A 21,100-nucleotide genomic window follows, 5' to 3' on the forward strand; every position below is an offset into this window, starting at 1 on the left:
TTTACAAAATATTGCGTTGGGTGTATACTCTATCTAAGATTACATCTATAACGGAACTCAGCCGGAATTAGTCCGCGCAGATAAAGGCATTGAAAGGAATTTTATTATGAACAGCAGGGAATATTTTATTTATCACGAGGATCCACAGCAGCTTCACATAGGAACGCTTCCTCCTCACGCATATTTTATTCCGTTCGGTAAAGGACAGGACTCCTCTCAGCCGAGGGAGAGGTCGGAGCTTTTTGAACTGCTTAACGGTGAATGGAGCTTTGACTTTTATCCAAGTATTTTTGATATGCCGGATAACTTTCTTGAAACGGCGCCTAAGTCTGTTATAAATGTTCCGGCTAACTGGGAGCTTTGCGGTTTCGGAAAACCGCAGTATACCAATGTCCGCTATCCTATACCATTTGATCCTCCTTATGTTCCGGACGACAATCCTGTGGGAGTATACAGAAGAAAATATTTCTGCAAGGGAGACGGTATGAGAAAAATACTGGTATTCGAGGGTGTTGATTCTTGTATTTATCTCTTTGTAAACGGCGTATTCTGCGGCTACAGTCAGGTTTCTCACTGCACGTCCGAGTTTGATATAACCGAGCTTTTGCATGACGGTGAGAATGAAATTGCGGCGGCAGTGCTTAAATACTGTGACGGAACTTATCTGGAGGATCAGGATAAGTGGAGAATGTCGGGTATTTTCAGGGACGTTTATATGCTTTCAAGAGAAAGCGAAGGAATTGAGGATTTTACCGTAAGAACCTTATTGAACAAGGACTTTTCCGCAGCGGAGATTTCAGTAGAAATAAAAGCGGAACGGAACTGTCTTGTTTCTCTGTACTCGCCGGATAACGTAAAGCTCGGAGAGCGGCAGGGCAGGCAGCTTAGCTTTAATATAGAAAATCCGGTTATGTGGAACGCTGAAAAGCCTCAGCTGTACAGGCTTGAAATTATCTGCGGGAACGAAGCGGTAACGGAGCTTGCGGGCATAAGAAAAATATCCTCGGAAAACGGAACAGTAAAGATAAACGGAACGGCGATAAAATTCAGGGGCGTCAACAGGCACGACTTTTACCCGGATACGGGATATTATGCTTCCGAACAGCAGCTGAAAAAGGATATAGAGCTTATGAAATCGCTTAATGTCAACGCGGTAAGAACCTCGCATTATCCCAATTCTCCGCTGTTTTATCAGCTATGCGACAAGCTGGGCTTATATGTTATCGACGAAGCTGATCTGGAAGCCCACGGAGCGGTCGAGGCTTATAATACATACGGCTGGACCAACGGCTACAACGGCATAGCCTATACCGTAAACCGCAGCGAGTTTGCCAAGGCGATTTACGACAGGCACGAGCGGCTGATAAAACGCGATATAAACCGGCCATGCGTCGTAATGTGGTCGCTGGGCAACGAAAGCGGTTACAGCGACGCTTTCAGGGAATCGGCAAAGCGAATAAAAAAGCTTGACGATTCAAGGCTGATACACTACGAAAGCTCCAGATATACTCTTGACGGAAAGGGAGAGAACGAGCTTGACGTCGTATCGGTAATGTATCCGCAGGTAGACTATGTAAAAAATTATCCTGTGAGCGAGGAAACCGCCAAAGGACGACCGCTTGTTTTATGCGAATACAGCCATGCAATGGGAAACGGACCTGGGGATCTTGCTGATTACTGGCAGGAGATATACGGAAACGAGCTGGTATGCGGAGCGTTTGTATGGGAATGGTGCGACCAAGGTATCGCCGCAGGAAAAACCGCAGACGGCAGAGTTAAGTATTATTACGGCGGAGATTTCGGCGAGGACGTTAATGACGGCAGCTTTTGTATTGACGGGCTTGTATATCCCGACCGAAGGCTTCATACCGGCGCTTTGGAAATGAAAAATGTATATCGGCCTGTGTATGTCAGCGCGGAAAATGCTGCCGAGGGACGCTTTATTTTTGAAAATAAACTGGATTTTACCGCGGTTTCAGAGGATTGGCTCTGTGAATATAAGATCCGCGATAAAGGCAAGGCGCTGTACAGCGGTGAGCTTAGGCTGGATATTCCTCCTCATGAAAGCCGCAGAGTATATATCGCCGAAGCGGCAGGGCTGACGGGAGAACATATAACTATTGATTTTGATTTTTATTACGGCGGAGAAAGCAGGGGCTTTGAGCAGATCACGCTTTTCCGCTGCCGCCGCGGCTTTGAATTTAAACAAAATAACAGCTGGAGGCTTACCGGCAGCGGAAAGAGCATAACGGCGGAGCGGGACGGAAAGCGGATAGAAATTTCAAAGCGCACAGCCCAGATCTGTTCGCTGATTTCAGACGGCTGCGAGCTGCTGCGCGAGCCGTGCGGCATAAACCTGTTCAGAGCGCCTATCGATAACGATATGTCTGTAAAGGGTGAATGGTATAAGGTTTTTCTGGACAAGCTTAAGCCTAAGGTATACAGTATAACCGCAGAGGGTAACAGGGTTCGCGCCGAGCTGTCAATGGGATATGCGGTTCATGAGCCTGCGGCGCATTTCATGCTTGAATACAGCTTCGGCGATGATGGAGTAAGAATCGCGATGAAAGCCGAGATACATAACGGAATGAAGTATCTGCCGCGTCTGGGAATGAGATTTTTCTTTGATAAAAGCGTTGAAAAAGCGGAATATCTGGGCTATGGACCGTATGAAAGCTATATTGACAAGCACAGCGCTTCCGCATACGGAGCATATTCCTGCAAAGCTGAGGAACAGCATGAGGATTATATACGCCCTCAGGAAAACGGATCTCACTGCGGCTGTGAAAGCGTTTCGTTGTTCAGAAATAATATAAAGGCTGTAGAATTTATTTCCGATTCGGATTTTTCTTTCAGCTTTCTTCCGTTTACTCAGGAGGAGCTTGCGTCAAAAACTCATAATTATCTGCTTGAGGAATATGACGGAAACGTATTTTGTATTGATTACAAAATGTCCGGAGTAGGTTCTTCGTCCTGCGGTCCGGAGCTTTTGGAAAAATACAGGCTCAATGAGAAAAAGCTTAATTTTATTTTCTATCTTATATTTTAATCTTATAGTCTTCGGCGGTAAGGTTTTTCAGTACAGAAATTTTACCGCCATTTTTATTTTGACTTATTTAGTTAAAATCAATTGTGTAATTTATAAATTTATAACGTAATACCCCTTGACATATCCGTCAGAATCATGTATAATATTTTAGTGGAATCGGGGTGTGGCGCAGATTGGTAGCGCGCTACCTTGGGGTGGTAGAGGCCGTGGGTTCAAGTCCCGTCACTCCGACCATTGAGGGGCTGATACAAGTCAAGATTCTCCTGTGTTCACAAGGAATGCAGGAGACGGTATTGGCTTTCAAAAAGCATATAATAAAATGCCCCTATAGTTAAATGGATATAACAAGCCCCTCCTAAGGGCTAGTTGTAGGTTCGATTCCTACTAGGGGTGCCATTTGTATACTGAGGAAAGACTGAAAAGTATTGCGGCTTTTCCTCAATACGCAAAGCGCTTATTGATTATATTTATAAGGGCGGATCGGTGAGTTCCGACCCACCCGATAAATACAGTTGTTTTTTTGATGTTATTCTTTTTGCCGGTGCTGATGAACTGATGTGACCTAACCTCATCTCTGATTGGCCTTATAGTCCGTTATGCTATAAGGGCAAACGTCATTTCGCACTGCCTTTCACAAGCTACTGCTTGCAACTGAACCATACTTCGTTTTTACACGAATCTTCAAAGGTAGCTCACCCAAACAGGGATATATACTCGCTACTGCTGCTCGCTCTGATTGAGGTCATGGCGTACAGTCGCGGCGAAGTTATTTTTGAAGTGGTTAGTCTTCCGACATCAAATTCTTTATTCGGTTGTCATCGGATAATTAGTCACCTAGCGGAGGCTTATCCGATCTATATAAAATCTTCTCCACAGATTTTAAATAGCAAAGAAAAGAGCTTCTCAGATGTCCTCTCACAAACAATCTGAAAAGCCCTTGACAAATGTATCCTAAGCGTGTTACAATGAACACGAATATTAAGCATCCTCTAAAGGTTTCACAGTTGTGGTTGGACATCTGTGTTACTTGGGCTGTTCTTTCCTGCAAGAAAGTTCAGCCTGTGAGGGTGTTTTATTTTTTATATAAATCCACCCGATGCATATATTATACACTATATTTTAGTAATTGTCAATACTACGCAAAGAAAAAATTTTCAAATTTGTGGTTCTGACGAAAATATCAGACTTTTTTGTTCTGTTTGAACAAAAAATAAGTGTGTCACGCGTGACACACTATACTTTGTTATGAAATCGTAGAATTAGATGTGACATTACTGCGATCATACGAAAATTCGTAAGAAATATCACTACTGTTAATTGGTATATCAGAAATTAATGTACCGTCTTCAATATCACCAAAATTTGATTGACCAAGGTAAGGACTTTCACTTGAATCGGAATAAACTGTACTTACGTAATAAGTAATTATACCTTTATCTACAAGATCTCTATCTTCATAATATTCCGAATTATATTCGGTACCTTTAATTATTCGTATTAATGCAATACCATCATTAAACGCATTGGATTCAGCATACTCTTTATAATTATCAAATTGATTTTTATCAGTCAATACATACTTTAAAAGTTTTTCAGTTCCTTCATATGAAAGAATGTTATCACTCTGATCAGAATCATTAAAATTAAGGGAACTTGTGTCAACCTTATTAAATTCAATAATATAATCTCCCGGAGTTATTCCATTGCAGTTTTCTATCCCAATAAATTTATTTTCAAGTACTCTTTCTATTACACGTGAAGTAATAGTTTCTGCTTCATATGCATTGTAATCATTAAGCCATTTTTGAACTTCTCCTGTTCTTTTTGTGTTGTCAGGAATATTGTCAATATTATAGGAGGAAATTGAGTTATATGGCGGTTCATTGCAACCAATAGCATGACTATCGTTTGAGTCGGAATAATAGACCTTGATACTGTATTCTGGAGTTTTGTCATAAGTTGTTGTGGTGTAAGAACTGTTATATATTCCATCCGGATTATAAAAAAGTTGTGTATATTCCGGATGTGTTGAAATAATAACAAAAATCTCTCCATTTTTAACTTCGCCGCTTGTAGAAATAATATATGTTAGCATTTCAGTGGTTTCATCACTTGTCATTTCACGTTTTGTGTCTTGTGTGGAATATTTAAGAGTCGTTGGTATTTCTGCTGACGGATCAACTGAAATTCTGTATTCACCTTCAAGAAAATAATGGACATAATCAATTCCATCATACTTTTCGTTTTTTAAATCATCAGCGGCTTTGTTTATAATGTGGTATAGAGTAAGAGCTCTTTCATTGTTTTCAGCTAATATTTTATCACTGTTTAAAGATGCTTCTGAGTCGTTAATTGTATTTTCAATTTCCTTTAAGTTTTTTGAAGATAGAGAAACATCTTTTTCATCAGAATCAATATAATTGGAGTTTTTATCTGTACATCCGATTAAAGAGGATGTTGTCATAATTGCAAGAGCCAAAATAGCCGTTAATAGTTTTTTCATTTTAATTCCCCTTAAAAAATATATTTTGAATTTTTCAACATAATAGTAGTATATTCTATATTTTAGTAATTGTCAATACTACGCAAAGAGAAAATTTTCAAATTTGTGGTTTTGACGAAAATATCAGACTTTTTTGTTCTGTTTGAACAAAAAATAAGTGTGTCACGCGTGACACACTTGAGTCAATTAAAAAATCATATAAGTGGCTGTCTTCTCATAAGTTAACGGATTTAAGTATCTCGGCTTCGGCTAAGAGAAATAGACAAAGCGAGGAGATGATAGCATGGATGTTATATACATAACATTAACCATTTTGCTTTTAGTAGCCTTATCAGAGGCTATTAAAAGTATAAAGAAATAACCAAGGTGCGACTTGGTTATTATATATTTTTAGTCGGACAGCCACTTATATGATTTTTTTATTTATTATGTCTTTTTATTGTTAATGTGTCATGCGTGACACATTGTGCGGATATATATATCCACTTTTTTAGATATACTGCAAAAGTCTACAATTACTTAAAAAAGTTGGTTCTTCCAAAAATTGATTATTCCTATATAATTATTATATAATATTTATTGTTTTTTGTCAACAGACCAACAAAAATTTTTATGAAAGTTTCATGTGATTAACGAAATTTTGGAAATCTTTTGGGAGTGTGTCACGCGTGACACACTCATTTTTGAAGAACATCCTCAGTTTAAGCTTCGGAGAGATCATCTCCGAAGTTATTTTTTAGTTTTTATCAAACAGTATCTTTTCTATTTCTTCAGCGACTTTAATTTTATCCTGAAAAGTTAAATGCACATATATGTCGCTGGTTATACCAATACTGCTATGCCCCAGCCACTGTGAGACTGATTTGAGAGGCATACCGTTCTGTATCAGCAAGCTTGCACAGGTGTGACGCAGATCATGAAAACGGCACTTTAAATTAAGCTGACTCATTAGCTTATTAAACGACCTTGAAAGATAGTCTGGGTGTATAATCTGTCCGTATTGATCAACACAAACATATTTTAAATAATCTTTACAATACTCTTTTCGGTTTTTTGCATAATAAATACGCTGTTTACCCTTGATATAATGAAGATAATCATATATTTTGTCAGGTAGAGGGAGCGTGCGGCGACTTGATTCTGTCTTGGGCATATCGCAGAAAATAAGTTTCGTGTGGTGCTTATCATTATATTTAACAACAGTGTGCTGAATGCATAAAGTGCGAGCTTCAAAATCTATATCGCTCCAACGCAGTCCCAGAACTTCGCTTCTTCTTAAACCCATGCTGCCGGCTATAATTACGGGAGTGTAAATTTTTGAATTACGCAGGTGATTTAAAACAATCTTAAATTGTTCTGATGAAAGAAATTCTCCGTTATATTTTGCGATTCCTGGGCGTTCTGCAAAAATAGCTGCGTTTCTGGAAATTATTTTATTCTTAACAGCGTCTTTTAATGCTGAATTTATATTTGAATGGTGTTTGGCTAATGTTGCTCCGGACAAACCTGATTTAAATTTTAGAGCATAATATTCTTCTAATATTTCAGGAGTGATTTCCGAAATATGTAATTTCTTACTGCGGAAGTAAGGTTCAATATGACTTCTTATCTGAATGTCGTATGTATTGTATGTATTAACCTTTACTTGCGTTTCTTTTTTATTCAGCCATTTCAATAACCAATCTGCAAATAAAATATCATTATTATTCTCATTCTTTAGTTGATTTTTTAACTGCTGATTTTCCAAAGATAACTGAATAACTAATTTCTCTAGTTGAGAATTCCTTTTCAATATTGTTTCAATATTCATAATAATAACCTCTTTCCCTATAATTATCTATTATATAACAAAAAAAGATAAAATCAATACCAATATATTCATTACAACATATTTCTAAAAAATTATACTATTTTTTGCCTTAAATATTTAATGATAAACGTTTGTATAGTCATAATAATCCTGTCACGCGTGACATACTCAAATAAATCATGCGACAAATTGTACTAAAGAAATATATACTTAGGTTGAATTTTACAAAACAATATGGTATAATAAGAAAAAACTGGGGAGGTTTTATAATGTTTGTTATATCGGATTTTAAAAACAAGCTATCAAAAAGTGCGGCGGATTTTATAGTAGAAAATTTCTTATCAAAAATAAGCGATAAAAAGCTTGAAAAGGATCTTGAGAAGTTTTCAGAACAGTATTTTCTGAATAAATTTGAAAACTGTTCTGCTGAAGATGAATTTGATTATGAAGCCGTAAAAAGATTTCTATTTGAAAATATTGACCAACGAATACCAGCAATATTTTATGAATCGGGTCAAGAGGGAAGAGCTTCATTAAAGGAACGTTTAATAAAAGATGCCATAGCAAGAGGACATGGCAGTCCAAATACAATACGAAGCTATTGTACCGCTATAATAGATTTCATAGGAGAATGCATATATGATACGATTTCTTCGGAGGGCAAGTGGATCGCGTCACAGGTAGTTTCATCAGTCAGAGAGCACTATGAAGAAAATAAAAAGCAGACAGAGCACATTTTAGAGGAATTACGCTATTATGGTTCCTTTGAAGAACTGATAGATAATATGAACCTTCCCCAAATGATAGCTGAAAATCCTTTCAGTTATCTGAATCCAAAGATACGTTTTTATGGAAGGATAACGGAACAGCAAAAAATATCTGAGTTCATGAATGACGACCGAAGTTTTCTTTTCTGGTCAGTCACAGGACGCGGAGGAATGGGGAAAAGCAAATTTGCTTTACATATATGCAGGGAATATGAAAAGCTGGGTTGGAAGGCGGTATGGGCTAATTCAAGCAAGCTTTCAAAGATTATTGATTTTAACGGTAATGTAAAGTATAACAAACCGCTTCTTGTTGTTTGCGATTATGCCGGAGAATATATTGATAAAATAAGAGAGTATATAATCGATATTTCCAATAGGATAAGAGGCTTTAAATGCCGACTTTTGCTGATAGAACGTTCAGACTATAAAAATACTAGCAATGCTTCTTATATAGATAACTGGTACAGTCGTCTTTATTCATCACATAACAGAGACACAATTAAGAATATGGAATACCTGGAAGTATCGTTGGATCTTGATGAATATATTCTTAAAGATGAGGAGATGAAAGCTATACTGGATGACTTCTCAGATAAAAAATTATCTGATAAAGAAAAAGAAAACATAATTAACTTTGTAAAAAAACGTTTAGGCGGGACCTCAGAGAAATACGATGCAAGATGTTTGTTCCTGCTTTTTACCGCCGACGCTTGTCTACATCATCTGAAATATAACAACTGGGACAGCGAGAAATTAATGTTAAATTATATTAATCGTACTAAAGTAAGATGGAAGTCCTATCTAAAAAGTAATGACGCAGTCTGCAAATGCGCGTCAAAACTATTGGCTTTTGCAACAGCAGCAGGAGGAATAAGCTTTGATGAAGATTACAAAAGCGTACCTGCTGAGTATATTAATAATTTGAGAAATGCTCTTGGATATGATAGTGATATTTATGACTCAATAAGTTTTCTGAATGTACTGTGTGAAAAGAATACAGAGGATCTCAGAGTTGAACCAATGCTTCCGGATATAGTAGGCGAATACTTTTTCATATCAGAGTTCAGATCACTTCCGAAAAATAAAAAAACTGAATGGCGTGAAATGCTGCTGTCGGATGAGTACAGAGAATATTTTCTTAATTTTCTTGGTAGATGCATTTCTGACTGGCATAAGGACGAGTTAAAAAGCGTCTATGATGGTTTCATTAATTGCTGTTATGAAAATAATATATTAGATAATGGTATTTGCAGTATTATAGTAAACACGTCATATTATTATTCCGATCCTTCAGATTATGAAGTTTATGAAAAAGTATTAAAAGAAATAAAAACAGAATTTGGTTATTATTGTTATGCGATATTTCTATGTAATGAAGCCGCTTTAATAGATAAACTAGAAGAATCATTAAATGCAGCTGAAAAAATAAAAAGCGAGGTCTTATCTAATTATAAAACAGCAAAAACTGCTGAAATATATGCAAAAGCGCTTGTTAATGCGGCAGTTAAAATGAAAACAGCAGAAGAAATATTAGAAATAACCGACAAAATAAAAAGTGAAGTTTTATCTGAATATGATACAGTAGAAATTGCTGAAATATATGTAAAGGTACTTGCTAGTGCCATAGTAGAAATGCAAACAGCAGAAGAAATAATGGAAATAGCTGACAGAATGAAAAGCGAGGTTTTATCTGAGTATAACACAGCAGAAATAACCAAAGTATATGCAAAGGTACTTGTTGGTGCTACATTAAAAATGCAAACAGCAGAAGAAATAATGGAAATAGCCGACAGAATAAAAAATGAGGTTTTATTTAAGTATAACACAGCAGAAATTGCTGAAATATATGTAAAGGTACTTGCTGGTGCTATAGTAAAAATGCAAACAGCAGAAGAAATAATGGAAATAGCCGACAGAATAAAAAATGAGGTTTTATTTAAGTATAACACAGCAGAAATTGCTGAAGTATATGTAAAGGTGCTTGCTAGTGCTACATTAAAAATGCAAACAGCAGAAGAAATAATGGAAATAGCCAACAGAATAAAAAGTGAGGTTTTATCTGAGTATAACACAGCAGAAATTGCTGAAATATATGTAAAGGTACTTGCTGGTGCTATAGTAAAAATGCAAACAGCAGAAGAAATAATGGAAATAGCCGACAGAATAAAAAATGAGGTTTTATTTAAGTATAACACAGCAGAAATTGCTGAAGTATATGTAAAGGTGCTTGCTAGTGCTACATTAAAAATGCAAACAGCAGAAGAAATAATGGAAATAGCCAACAGAATAAAAAGTGAGGTTTTATCTGAGTATAACACAGTAGGAATTGCCAAAGTATATGCAGCGGTGCTTGTTGGTGCTACAGAAAAAATGCAAACAGCAGAAGAAATATTGGAAATAGCCGACAGAATAAAAAGCGAAGTCTTATCTAATTATAAAACAGCAGAAACTGCTGAAGCATACGCCGCGACACTTGCCAATGCGACTGGCAAGCTATTTACATATAAAGAAAGATTGCGTATAGCCGAAAAAATAGTTTTTGATGTGCTAAGTATATATCCAACCTATATAACAGCAGTAATGTATTATATAGCACTGGAATCAGCGGAAGGATTAGCATCTAATCAACAGCAGAAAAGTGAAATATCCGAAAAAATAACAAAATGTGAAAATGATTATTGCGAATTGTTAGGTGAGTATTTAAAGACGAGATAGATTAAACAATCCTGTCACACGTGACACACTCAAAACTATCTTTTAAAATTTTTTCTGTGCGGACTTGCCTTTCCGAAATTAAGTATATTCTTTTCCTGCCTGATGAGTTCTACCTTATTCTCCAAAGCCATAAAATCAGTGTACATATTTACAAGCTCAGGTGTAATACATGCTGGAGTATGGCTTTCGGATTTCTCTATCCTTCTGCCGCTTTCTATCAATTCATTGCATAATAAATCTTCCCGCTGAGAAAGCAGCGAAACCGCTGCCTGTTTTTCTTCGGCGGGAAGCTTATGCAGATCCGTTATGTAGCATATGTAATCAGGGTGCTCCTTAACAGCTTTAACGCTTACCCTGCATAACCGTTCCTTCAGAGCGTCAATTTCATCAAGCCTGCGCTCAAAATTATTTGCAAATTCCTTTCTTCTGAAAAATTCTTCAAACCCCTTGACACTTTGCATAGAATATGATATACTATCATTAAAGCTAATAAATGTTTCCTCTAGGGGCAATTGTAGCCCGGCAGATTGAAGCATTTTATTAGCTTTTTCTATATTTGCGGCAATCAGACCTCCTTTTTCAAGCTGAAGCTTCAGATATTGCTCCATATTGGTGCGTCCATAAATACTGCATATTTTATTGACCTTGTGATGCTGTTCTGACGAGTTGATCTTAATTGCGGTCATGATTTTTCTGTTCTCTATGTCTGTGAGCTCCGATATAATAACCAACGTGTTCTTCCAGCGACCTTCAAATATCATAACGGGATTCCTAAGCTGAGCCGGTATCAGTTTTATTATGTCTGCACTAAGATCATGGCCGTGGAAAACCTCTTCTTTTTTTGACATACATTTGGTTATTGTGTCCGGCGATATTACCAAGTTTAAATTAGAGTCAGCTCCTGCGGCTACTATTGAGTTAGGCGTTGAGCCGAGCTTTAAAGCCTCAGTTGTTTTGCCGCGGTTTCTTATATAACGGTCAAGAGCTTTGGAGAAATACTCGTCATCCTTCATATTTCTCCTTATTCTGTCCGCCATATCCAAAATATCCTGTTCGTCCGCTGTTAAGGCGGATTTTTTGTTATTATTCATAAGCAAATCTCCATAAAGCAGTGTGTCACGCGTGACACATCGCAGTTATAATATCTGATCATAGAGAAACTGAACGCGCTGTGAATCCGAAAGAAATAATTTACCGCTGCCATACAGCCTGTCGATAAGACAGTCAAGCCGTCTGTGTGCAGTATCCAGCTCGGCCGGCATATTTGTATACATTTCACCTAAAGCCATAATACTGCGGTATTTCTTTCTTATCCTCAGCAGTTCTTTTGACGCTTCTGAAATAAGACGCTCCTGTTTTTCGTCAGGCTGAGGAATGAAAAAATTGTTGTAGATCAGCGACGCAGAGTAACGGTAACGCATTTCAAGCCTGCCACAGAAGTATTTTGTAAAAGCCATATGCATTGAAGAGCAGAGCACTCCGAAAAGAAACAGATCAGCGCCGGCTATGTAATCGACGCTTGAGTTGAAGCGTACCGGCTTTTCTGAAAAATATGCTATTGGTATGTATTTTCTGCTCTCTGAGGAATGTCTCGGAATAACTATATAGCTCTCCGGAATAAGCTTTTCCTGTTCGATAACGTAAAGCGCCTCGCTTTTAAGAAGCGAATCCGCAGTAATATAAAGACTGCTGTGTATGTTTTTGCACTGTGCAGCCTTGTTTTTCAGTGACCGACGGCTGAAAATGCTCTGAGGCTCGTATCTGCCCTGCTTTATTTCAGGATAGCCTGAGCGCTGAGAATATGACGGCATCAGAAACATATCAGGATCGCTGTGCAGATAAGCGTTTATGTTCCGGCAGTGAACCGGTAAAGAGTCAGGAGCTGTGTAGAGCAGCCGGCAGTTATCCGAGTCAGTGTTCCTGGAGGAAAAACCAAGGATAACACACCATACCTGAACCGAGTTGGATTCAAGCTTAAAGGGGCTGTAGGCAAAGTCAAGCTTTATGTGTTGGCAGATCCTCTGCCATATAGGCTTTACCTGAATACCCTGGCAGACCGAGCTTGTAGTGAGAAAACCGCATTTTGCTTCGGGAAGAGCCTTTATGTACTGCGCTGCCTTAATGATCCATGCGCCGGAATAATCAATCCTGTCAGCTGTTCCGGAGATCCGCATTACTTCCTTTCGCTGCTCACTATTCATCAGACTTATGAACGGAGGATTTCCGATAATAAAATCAGGCTTGAAGTAGGTCCAGTCGGTTTTAAGCGAATCAGCGCATACAATGTTCTTGGGAAACTCGCTGTCTAAGGGTTCAAGTCTGCCGATGCGCCGCGCGAAGCTGATCCTGCACAGTCTCAGCTGAATAAAAAGCGCCGCTTTGGAGACCTGAACCGCCTCTTCGTCTATCTCGATCCCGCAAAATCTGTTCTTGTCTATCCAGCTGCAGCCGTGAAGTATGCCGCAGCTTAACTCAAATTCTGAAAGCTTCTTAGCTGTTCTTATGAGAAAATTTCCGCAGCCGGATGCGGGATCCAGAAATACAGCGTCTTTCAATATGCGTTCATCAGGAGCGCTGGGAAGCATATTGTCCAGAATTCGGTCAATGTCGGAGTCAGAGGTGTAGAATACGCCTTTTCGTTCTGTGCCGTCCGAAAGAAAAAGCTTGCCGAGCTCGGCAGGGGAAACCTCGTTCCAGTCCTGAGTCACAAAAGAAATCAGCTTGTTCTGAATATCAGAGCAGACTTTTTCAGGAGCGAACGGAAAGCGCATTTCGGGAGGAAGCGAGCTGAAAAAGCTACTGAGGTCTGTTCCAAGCTCGTGAACGTCTGAATTGAATATAAGGGCGGAAAAAGGCTTTCCGAGGAATAAGCCGGTGTTCTCACAGAATACCGAAAACAGAGTCATCAGCAGAAAATTACGCGTTTCAAGGCTGTCATATCCGGCTTTTTGCATAGCCAGACGAAGCTTGCTGAGATATTGAGTCAAAATATAGCTTTTATCCATACAGTATTATCCTTTCTTATCTATGTAGTGTAAAGTAATAAAGCTTGTACTTTCGGATAGATGAAATACAGTGGGTTTTAACTATGATACCGCATTTAAGGGACTACCCCTAGCCTTAAAAAAATTCTGCTTTTTTTCCAAAAATCCCTTGACAAAATCAGTCTTATGTGCTATCATAGAACCGATGAAGTTGTTTGATAGCTTTGAGATTGATTTTATCAGAGCTTTTGGACGTGAGCAGCGGCTGAGGTGAGATGCAGCCGCTGTTCTTTTTTTGCGGCTTATCCTTCCTCTTGAGTGTACAACGATAAAGTATTTGTTTTCTGTATAATCTCCGCAGCGCGTTTTCCTTTTCTGCTTTCTTATCAGTCCGAGATGTATGAGTCTGCCGATCACAGCGATCAGCTCCTCCTTTTTCATTTGAATAAGACCGGTTAGATCACGGTAGCTGTGGTAGAAGCTGTTCTTAAAGTTTTCCCTGCAGAGGCAGAAAACCGAATATACCCTAAGCTCTTTAGGCTGCAGCATACCTGCAGCCTTTTTGCTTATGAGAGTGTAGTTCTGTCCTTCAAAGCGCTTTAAGGTGTAAGTGTATGTACCGAGAGTACGGTCTTCACGGATTGTTCTTTGCCGTTCGATGATGATACCGTATTTCATGAGCCTTTTGCAGACTCTTGAAACTGTATCCGTTGAGATACCGCATACGCCGGCAATAGTGGATTGCTTTACTTTAACGCAGCCTCCGAGCAGCGTATCATAGCCGTATACGCTGTAAAGGCTGTAAAGGTATGCCGCGACAGCAAAGTCGCTGGAACTGAGTGATTTGTCAAGAATAAGGGAGTTGGGAAGAGAAAAATAGCCTGAGTGTACCATAATAGCTCCTTAAATGTAATTTATTTTTTCCTTCGGAACAAAATCAGTGATTAACAAAAGTGCTCAGGTAGTTCTGAAGAAGAATAACGGTCTGGTTATCAAGGGAACGCTTAGCCTTAAAACGTTTGAGTATCGTTTCGCATTGAGAGTATTCATTCTGAGATATGAGCATGGAAAATTCACCGTTTGAAAGCCTGTCGGCTTCTTCAATAGCAAGCTTCATAGGATTCTGCTTTGAATGTGGCGTCTGCTGTCTCGCCCCGGGAGAGCTTAGCGGACGCGTTGGAATAGAATACATAGATGAAACCGTCTTTTGCGGGGCATTGTGCATGATTTCTTCAAGCCGCGCGTTTATAATGTCAAAATCAAATAGGGACTTTGAGAGAGCAATACGCTGCTCAGACAGGACTATATCGTCAAGCTTTGTAATTTTGTGTCCTGATTTATAGAAAAAATCAAAGGACGATCTTATCGGATACATACGCTGACGCTTGATTACGGTTTCACCGTATTCCATAACTGACAGCTCGTCAGCCGTCATAAGAGCGCGTTCCTTCGCCTGGTAGCTTTGCTGTGAGATATATTCCTTAAGAGATCCGCTGTAAGCTATGTATTCTTTAGTTTCGTTGCCGAGCACGCGTGACATAAATTCGTTAGTGTCTGGATCCATGCTGTATATGTAGATCAGATTACCGCAGCTGGTGCGTATTACCTTGGCTTCGTTGTTGTACTTTATATCGAGCTGTGAGAGATCCTGAACAAACAGATGAAACAGTATATTACGACCTGCCGAAACTGTTATCTTGTTGTCCATACCCGGAATACGCACCATATTGCAGAATTCGTCCAGAATAAAATTGACCCGTCGGGGAAGCGACTGGATACGGTTTCTGCTGAGATATTCCACCATAGCCGTGTAGCACTGATTTATGAAAAGCGACGCAATAACGTGTCTTGTCGGACGGTCATCCGGGACGACCATGAATATTGCTGTAGGCTGTTCGTTATCGATCAGGTCGTCAAATCTGATGTCATTGCTGGCGGTAAGCGAGGCGATACCTTCATCTGAGCCGAAAATGGAAATGTTGTCTGCCAGCGTGGCAAAGATACTGCTGCGCATATCTCCCGAAGCAAATTTAGAGGTCGCGTATGCCGCCTTTGCGGGCGAACCGACAGGCAGAGATTTAAAAAGCTGATCCAGCTTGTTTACGGTAACCTGAGCGCCGTTTACAATTTTGGTTTCGTCGTCGCTGCCGTATTCAAGGAACAGCTGATATACGCTGTACATATTGACCTTGTCAAGACATCCGTTTTCATAGCCTGTATCAAGCAGATACAGAATAATAGCTTTCAGAAGCGACTTTGCGGACGAAGGCCAGATTGGATCGGTTTCCGGATTGTAGGTCAGAGTGTTCGCCATTGTGTCGATGTAGTCGTTGACCTTTGACATATCCGTATGATTTTCCTTAGCGTAGACATATTCTTCAATAATGAATGAAAGCGGATTCCAGCAGCTGGTACGGTCTGTGTCACGAAGGTTAAGAACAACTATCTTGTAGCCGTTTTTCTTTAATATGTCGTAGGTGTTCTCTAAAATTTCGCCTTTCGGATCGTTTATGACCATAGACTGCTTGGAGGTCATGACACAGGAAGCAAGTAGATTAATGAAAGGGAGTACAAACGTCTGTGTTTTTCCTGATCTGGTTGTACCAATAATAAGGGAGTGAGTCGTAGTCGCGTCAACATAATAGCTTCCGTTGATGTACGCCATAGGTATCCCTGATTTATCAGCGCTGTTCAAAGATTTTTCCGGTATTTTATAGAATTCCTCTTTTATTTCCTTTATATCCGACCAGCGTGATGTACCGTAAAGCTCGTCTTGACTGTGTTTCACCTGATATTTCTGTTCCAGCCTGATACATATGATCATTGCCGTGATGTAACCTATCAGCAGCGGAGCATATATAGGTATTCCTTTGGGAGCTTTGTACAGATAGCTCAGCTTCAGAGTGATCGCATCCGATAAGGAAGTTCCTTTTCTGCTGCTGACAGCAGATGCGGAGAGCAGCTGAATAAACATATTCAGTAAAAAACAGATTGCGGCTGTGCTTGCTGTAAAGGCTGCCAGAAGCTCTGCCAGCCTTCTGACAGGACTACGTTTGTTCTTCTTTTTCTTTTTAGCCATCAGCGTCTGCCTCCATATGTTTTTGATATGACGGGACCGCGTGATCCGTATATTATATCGGTCAGCTGACTGCAGATTCTTTCTGGAGTATCCTCTGTTCTTACAAGCTCGCCGTCCCAGAGCTTCCCTATGCGACCCTTGTGATTTATGTTGTTTACGCACTTGACGGAGCTTCCGCCGAATTCAAGCCATTCATCAAGATTTTTGTTGTAGTCGTCCAGCAGAAAATCGTTTTTGTCTATACCGCCGGGAATATACTCTGATTTCGGAGCTCCGACCTTGGTGAAAATACGATGGAAGTTGTCTATCTCAGGCAGCTGCTCGTCAAGCCACTGGTTTTTCTGCCGGTAGCAGAAGGGAGGTTCGCCGTCGATCGCGGCGGACAGTATGTATATTTCTATCTCCGGCTCTTGTTCCGCAAGCTGTTTTATGGCCTTGACCATGTTTTCAAACGGCTTGAGGTTACGGAAAAAGTCCTTTTCCCACATACGCTCAAGATACTGAACTTCATCGTGAAATCTCGCAAGCGTTCCGTCCATGTCTACAAAAAGACGTGTTGATGTATTCATAAAAATTTACCTCCTGAAAAGACAGTCTGTCACGCATGACAGACTCAGTAGTTTCTGTTCTGCATAAGCTGCAGAGCTTCTTCATATTCGTATTCGTTTATAAGCTGTTGTGTATGCCGCTGCATTTCATTGAGCATACGGATAAAAGCGGGATCAATGCATATGGCAAGCTGCTTTTTGCTATCTATGTAACCTGACGGAAGCTTCAGCGGTTTGGCAAGGTATTCAGCGGCAAATTTATTTCCCTGTTCCGCGGCCTTTTTGAGCTGCTCTCTTCCTTTTTCAAATTCATGCCGTTTAAAGTATTCGACTCCAAGTCTTGCCTGAGCATATTGATTGTTCTGCTGTGCAGCCGTCAGAAGCATTGCTTCAGCCTTTTCCCAGCTGTATTTCTCAGGGTTAAGATACAGCTTTCCGAGAGCATACTGAGCATACATATTATTCTTTTCGGCCGATAGCAGTAGGTGTTCTTCAGCTTTATCAAGATCGTATTTTTCTTCTGTAAGATAGAGTTTGCCTAGAGCATAATGACCAATACCAAGCTCGTCATCCTGAGCGGCAGCAAGCATAAGAAAATGTTCCGCTTTGTCCAAGTCTTTCTTATCGTCTGATTGATATAGCTTACCGAGAGCATACTGAGCATACATATTATCCTTTTCGGCCGACAGCAATAGGTGTTCTTCAGCTTTATCAAGATCGTATTTTTCTTCTGTAAGATAGAGCTTGCCGAGGGCATAATGACAAATACCTAGCTTGTCATCCTGTTTAGCAGCAAGCATAAGATAATATTCCGCTTTATCCAAGTCTTTTTTATGCTCATTCTGATACAGCTTACCGAGAGTGTACTGAGCATACATATTATCCTTTTGTGCCGACAGCAGTAGGTGTTCTTCAGCATTATCCTGATCATATTTTTCTTCTGTAAGATAGAGTTTGCCTAGGGCATAATGAGCAATACCTAGCTTGTCATCCTGAGCGGCAGCAAGCATAAGATAGTCTTCTGCTTTGTCCAAGTCCTTCTTATCGTCTGATTGATACAGCTTACCGAGAGCATACTGAGCATACATATTACCCTTTTGTGCCGACAGCAGTAGGTGTTTCTCAGCTTTATCAAGATTGTATTTTTCTTCGGTTAGATACAGCTTTCCGAGGGCATAATGACCAATACCAAGCTCGTCATCCTGAGCGGCAGCAAGCATAAGATAGTCTTCTGCTTTGTCCAAGTCCTTCTTATCGTCTGATTGATATAGCTTTCCGAGAGCATACTGAGCGTACATATTACCTTTTTGTGCCGACAGCAGTAGGTGTTTCTCAGCTTTATCAAGATTGTATTTTTCTTCGGTTAGATACAGCTTTCCGAGGGCATAATGACCAATACCAAGCTCGTCATCCTGAGCGGCAGCAAGCATAAGATAGTCTTCTGCTTTGTCCAAGTCCTTCTTATCGTCTGATTGATATAGCTTACCGAGAGCATACTGAGCATACATATTATCCTTTTTGGCCGATAGCAGTAGGTGTTCTTCGGCTTTATTAAGATTGTATTTTTCTTCTGTAAGATAGAGCTTGCCTAGAGCATAATGACCAATACCTAGCTTGTCATTCTGTTTAGCAGCAAGCATAAGAAAATGTTCCGCTTTGTCTAGGTCTTTCTTATGCTCATTCTGATATAGTTTTCCGAGAGCATACTGAGCGTTAGGATTTTTTGTGTTTGCTGCTTCTATCAGGTGTTTTTCAGAATTGTCAAGATCTACAGCTGTTCCCTTGCCGGTAAGATACATAGAGCCTATACGGTAGTGGAGATAGACGTGTTCCAATCGTTTTTTCTTCATTCCCTTTGCCTCAACAGCGTAAGCATTTTCAAGCAGCTGCATATCCTGCGCCAATATCTCCTTAAATCCGTTCAGCGCTTTTGCGTAATACCATTCGCCTATATCTTTGCTGTCAGCTGCTTCCGCCAGTCCTTCGGCGTATATTTTGCCTATGTCATAAGCGGCAAGCATATTTCCTTTATTGCATTCCGAAAAAAGCAGTTTCAGCGCTTTTTCAGGATCACTTTTTATTATGTTGTTGGGATCAGCGTCATTTCCGTATAAAAAATGCAAGGCTTCTTTGTATTCTTTGCTCCAGTTTATGAAAACAGTTTCTTCGGAAGGATGGTCTTGAGTTCTCTCATAGTCCGGCTGTTCTTCAAAAGCAAGCTCTTTCGGAAACTCTTCTTCGGAAGGATGAATTTCCGGTTCAGAGCTGAAAAGCGAAGCGTAATATTCGTCCGGCAGCTGTTCCTCATCGGGAAACGGAGGCTCATAGTCCGCTGCCTCAGACTGTTCTGCAAGCAAACCGAGCTGCGTATCTTCCTCGGAAGGATGAATTTCCGGCTCAGAGCTGTAAAGCGAAGCATAATATTCGTCCGGCAGCTGTTCTTCACTAGGAAACGGAGGCTCAGGGAATACTTCCTCTGAAGAAGGATCTTGTGCAGCTTCAAACTGTTCTGCAAACGAACCGGTCTTCAGCTCTTCTTCGGAAGGATGCGCCAGCTGTTCCCGGTAAATTTCTCTGACAGCATTAAGCACTTCGTTGCCGCACCGCTCCTTCAGATCGTTCATTTTATTCTTGCGGAAGTTTTTGTAAAGAGCCTGGTTTCCCACACCATAGGTTTTCCTGTACAGCAGCTGACTTTTCTCTGTCATTTCAGAAAACAGCTTTCCCATTCTGAACAGCTCAGGATCTGAACGTATTGCCGAATCGGTTATACTGTCTATAAGCGGTCTGTACCGCTTAACATATCCGCTGTTATAACCGCATTTCTGCTTGCTGCTTTTAAGCACATTTTCTGGCAGCTGCATCATCAGCTTCAGAAGCTGTTCCTTAGGGCCGTAAGCTCTGACGCCCTTTCTGATTATATCGCGCAGCTCTGTAAGCTGTTTGACGTGTTCGTTGCCGATAATTCTGTTTGCAATTGCAGATTTCAGCGCGTTAAAGGCTTTGACGTCAATGCAATCCTGTTTATTTCCTTTTTGAGTAATTTTTCTGTCCTCCTTGCGGTGGTACTCGCAGATCGAATAGTGTATGTGTATGTTGTCTGTGTTTGTGTGGATAGCTGCGTTCCAGTAAACATTGTCCGCATCAAACTTACTGTTCTCTGAAATCATTTTGTTGATGCCGAGTCTGCCCAGTTCCTTAAGCTTTTTGACGTCCAGGTTAAAATGCCCGTCGCCGCGCTGGGTCAGAATACCGTGCTCCAGAAGAAACTGATTGTCGAAGGATACTACTCCGAAATATTTCGGACAGCCTTCGTCTCTGCTGACTCTTTCAAGTCGTCTGTATCTTTGCTTATCGGTCTGTGTAAGCCTGTCCTTTTCATTATCAAACAAACCGTCTGATTTTTCTTCGTTTGACATATATGTGAGAAAGTCTCCGCCTTTGTATCTGTTCTGGGGATTAAATTCGTCGTTCAGATGATAAATCGGATTAAAGGCTTCGGGACGTTCCATATATTCAAGAAAATCGTACCCGCCTATCTTCCAGTTGTACTCGAAGCCAAGAGAAAAAATTATGCCCGGTCTGGGATTGCCGGGCTTCAGCTTTGAAATGGTATTAACCGACATTCTGTTTCTGCCTCCTTAT

Annotated in this window: 10 protein-coding genes and 2 tRNA genes; 4 read left to right on the forward strand and 8 right to left on the reverse strand. The window is 40.1% G+C overall.

Annotated features, from left to right (window positions below):
* The first annotated feature begins 106 nt into the window (after positions 1-106).
* The 3 genes from EIH25_RS01670 to EIH25_RS01680 all read left to right on the forward strand — a co-directional run bounded on the left by EIH25_RS01670 (position 107) and on the right by EIH25_RS01680 (position 3,445).
* Positions 107-3,049, forward strand: coding sequence for a glycoside hydrolase family 2 TIM barrel-domain containing protein (locus tag EIH25_RS01670; RefSeq protein ID WP_124098190.1), 2,943 nt, complete (start codon positions 107-109; stop codon positions 3,047-3,049).
* Positions 3,050-3,206: 157 nt separating this feature from the next.
* A tRNA-Pro gene (locus tag EIH25_RS01675) sits at positions 3,207-3,283 on the forward strand.
* A gap of 87 nt (positions 3,284-3,370) precedes the next feature.
* Positions 3,371-3,445: transfer RNA gene (locus EIH25_RS01680), tRNA-Arg, on the forward strand.
* An 847-nt stretch (positions 3,446-4,292) separates the two neighbouring features.
* Here the strand turns inward: EIH25_RS01680 and EIH25_RS01685 are convergent.
* Both EIH25_RS01685 and EIH25_RS01690 read right to left on the reverse strand, forming a co-directional pair.
* Positions 4,293-5,552 (reverse strand): hypothetical protein, encoded by a 1,260-nt coding sequence (locus tag EIH25_RS01685; RefSeq protein ID WP_124098191.1) that lies wholly within the window; start codon positions 5,550-5,552, stop codon positions 4,293-4,295.
* A 736-nt stretch (positions 5,553-6,288) separates the two neighbouring features.
* Positions 6,289-7,362, reverse strand: coding sequence for a site-specific integrase (locus tag EIH25_RS01690; protein ID WP_124098192.1), 1,074 nt, complete (start codon positions 7,360-7,362; stop codon positions 6,289-6,291).
* 269 nt (positions 7,363-7,631) lie between these two features.
* Here EIH25_RS01690 and EIH25_RS01695 point away from each other — a divergent pair, with 269 nt between their 5' ends.
* Entirely contained in the window at positions 7,632-10,844 is a 3,213-nt protein-coding gene (locus EIH25_RS01695; protein ID WP_124098193.1) for a hypothetical protein, read from the forward strand.
* 35 nt (positions 10,845-10,879) lie between these two features.
* Here EIH25_RS01695 and EIH25_RS01700 read toward each other — a convergent pair whose 3' ends face one another.
* The 6 genes from EIH25_RS01700 to mobL all read right to left on the reverse strand — a co-directional run bounded on the left by EIH25_RS01700 (position 10,880) and on the right by mobL (position 21,081).
* On the reverse strand, positions 10,880-11,935 hold the full coding sequence (locus tag EIH25_RS01700) for a hypothetical protein (protein WP_124098194.1): 1,056 nt from the start codon (positions 11,933-11,935) through the stop codon (positions 10,880-10,882).
* Positions 11,936-11,980: 45 nt separating this feature from the next.
* Entirely contained in the window at positions 11,981-13,849 is a 1,869-nt protein-coding gene (locus EIH25_RS01705; RefSeq protein ID WP_124098195.1) for a DNA methyltransferase, read from the reverse strand.
* Positions 13,850-13,930: 81 nt separating this feature from the next.
* Positions 13,931-14,722, reverse strand: coding sequence for a helix-turn-helix domain-containing protein (locus EIH25_RS01710; protein ID WP_124098196.1), 792 nt, complete (start codon positions 14,720-14,722; stop codon positions 13,931-13,933).
* A gap of 43 nt (positions 14,723-14,765) precedes the next feature.
* Complete coding sequence (locus tag EIH25_RS01715; RefSeq protein WP_124098197.1) at positions 14,766-16,907, reverse strand: VirD4-like conjugal transfer protein, CD1115 family; 2,142 nt, start codon at positions 16,905-16,907, stop codon at positions 14,766-14,768.
* A complete protein-coding gene (locus tag EIH25_RS01720; RefSeq protein ID WP_124098198.1) occupies positions 16,907-17,476 on the reverse strand; it encodes a 5'-nucleotidase in 570 nt (189 codons plus the stop codon). Before EIH25_RS01720 ends, EIH25_RS01715 begins: the two co-directional genes overlap by 1 nt.
* Before the next feature lie 44 nt (positions 17,477-17,520).
* Positions 17,521-21,081, reverse strand: a complete 3,561-nt coding sequence (gene mobL / locus EIH25_RS01725) for a relaxase MobL (RefSeq protein WP_124098199.1) — start codon at positions 21,079-21,081, stop codon at positions 17,521-17,523.
* Positions 21,082-21,100: the final 19 nt, after the last annotated feature.

The sequence above is a fragment of the Ruminococcus sp. Marseille-P6503 genome (assembly GCF_900604945.1).
Classification (GTDB): domain Bacteria; phylum Bacillota; class Clostridia; order Oscillospirales; family Ruminococcaceae; genus FB2012.

Coding starts and splice junctions, on each gene's coding strand:
- EIH25_RS01710 (WP_124098196.1), bottom strand. CDS start 14,722: ATGGTACACTCAGGCTATTTTTCTCTTCCCAACTCCCTTATTCTTGAC.
- EIH25_RS01685 (WP_124098191.1), bottom strand. CDS start 5,552: ATGAAAAAACTATTAACGGCTATTTTGGCTCTTGCAATTATGACAACA.
- EIH25_RS01715 (WP_124098197.1), bottom strand. CDS start 16,907: ATGGCTAAAAAGAAAAAGAAGAACAAACGTAGTCCTGTCAGAAGGCTG.
- mobL (WP_124098199.1), bottom strand. CDS start 21,081: ATGTCGGTTAATACCATTTCAAAGCTGAAGCCCGGCAATCCCAGACCG.
- EIH25_RS01670 (WP_124098190.1), top strand. CDS start 107: ATGAACAGCAGGGAATATTTTATTTATCACGAGGATCCACAGCAGCTT.
- EIH25_RS01705 (WP_124098195.1), bottom strand. CDS start 13,849: ATGGATAAAAGCTATATTTTGACTCAATATCTCAGCAAGCTTCGTCTG.
- EIH25_RS01695 (WP_124098193.1), top strand. CDS start 7,632: ATGTTTGTTATATCGGATTTTAAAAACAAGCTATCAAAAAGTGCGGCG.
- EIH25_RS01700 (WP_124098194.1), bottom strand. CDS start 11,935: ATGAATAATAACAAAAAATCCGCCTTAACAGCGGACGAACAGGATATT.
- EIH25_RS01720 (WP_124098198.1), bottom strand. CDS start 17,476: ATGAATACATCAACACGTCTTTTTGTAGACATGGACGGAACGCTTGCG.
- EIH25_RS01690 (WP_124098192.1), bottom strand. CDS start 7,362: ATGAATATTGAAACAATATTGAAAAGGAATTCTCAACTAGAGAAATTA.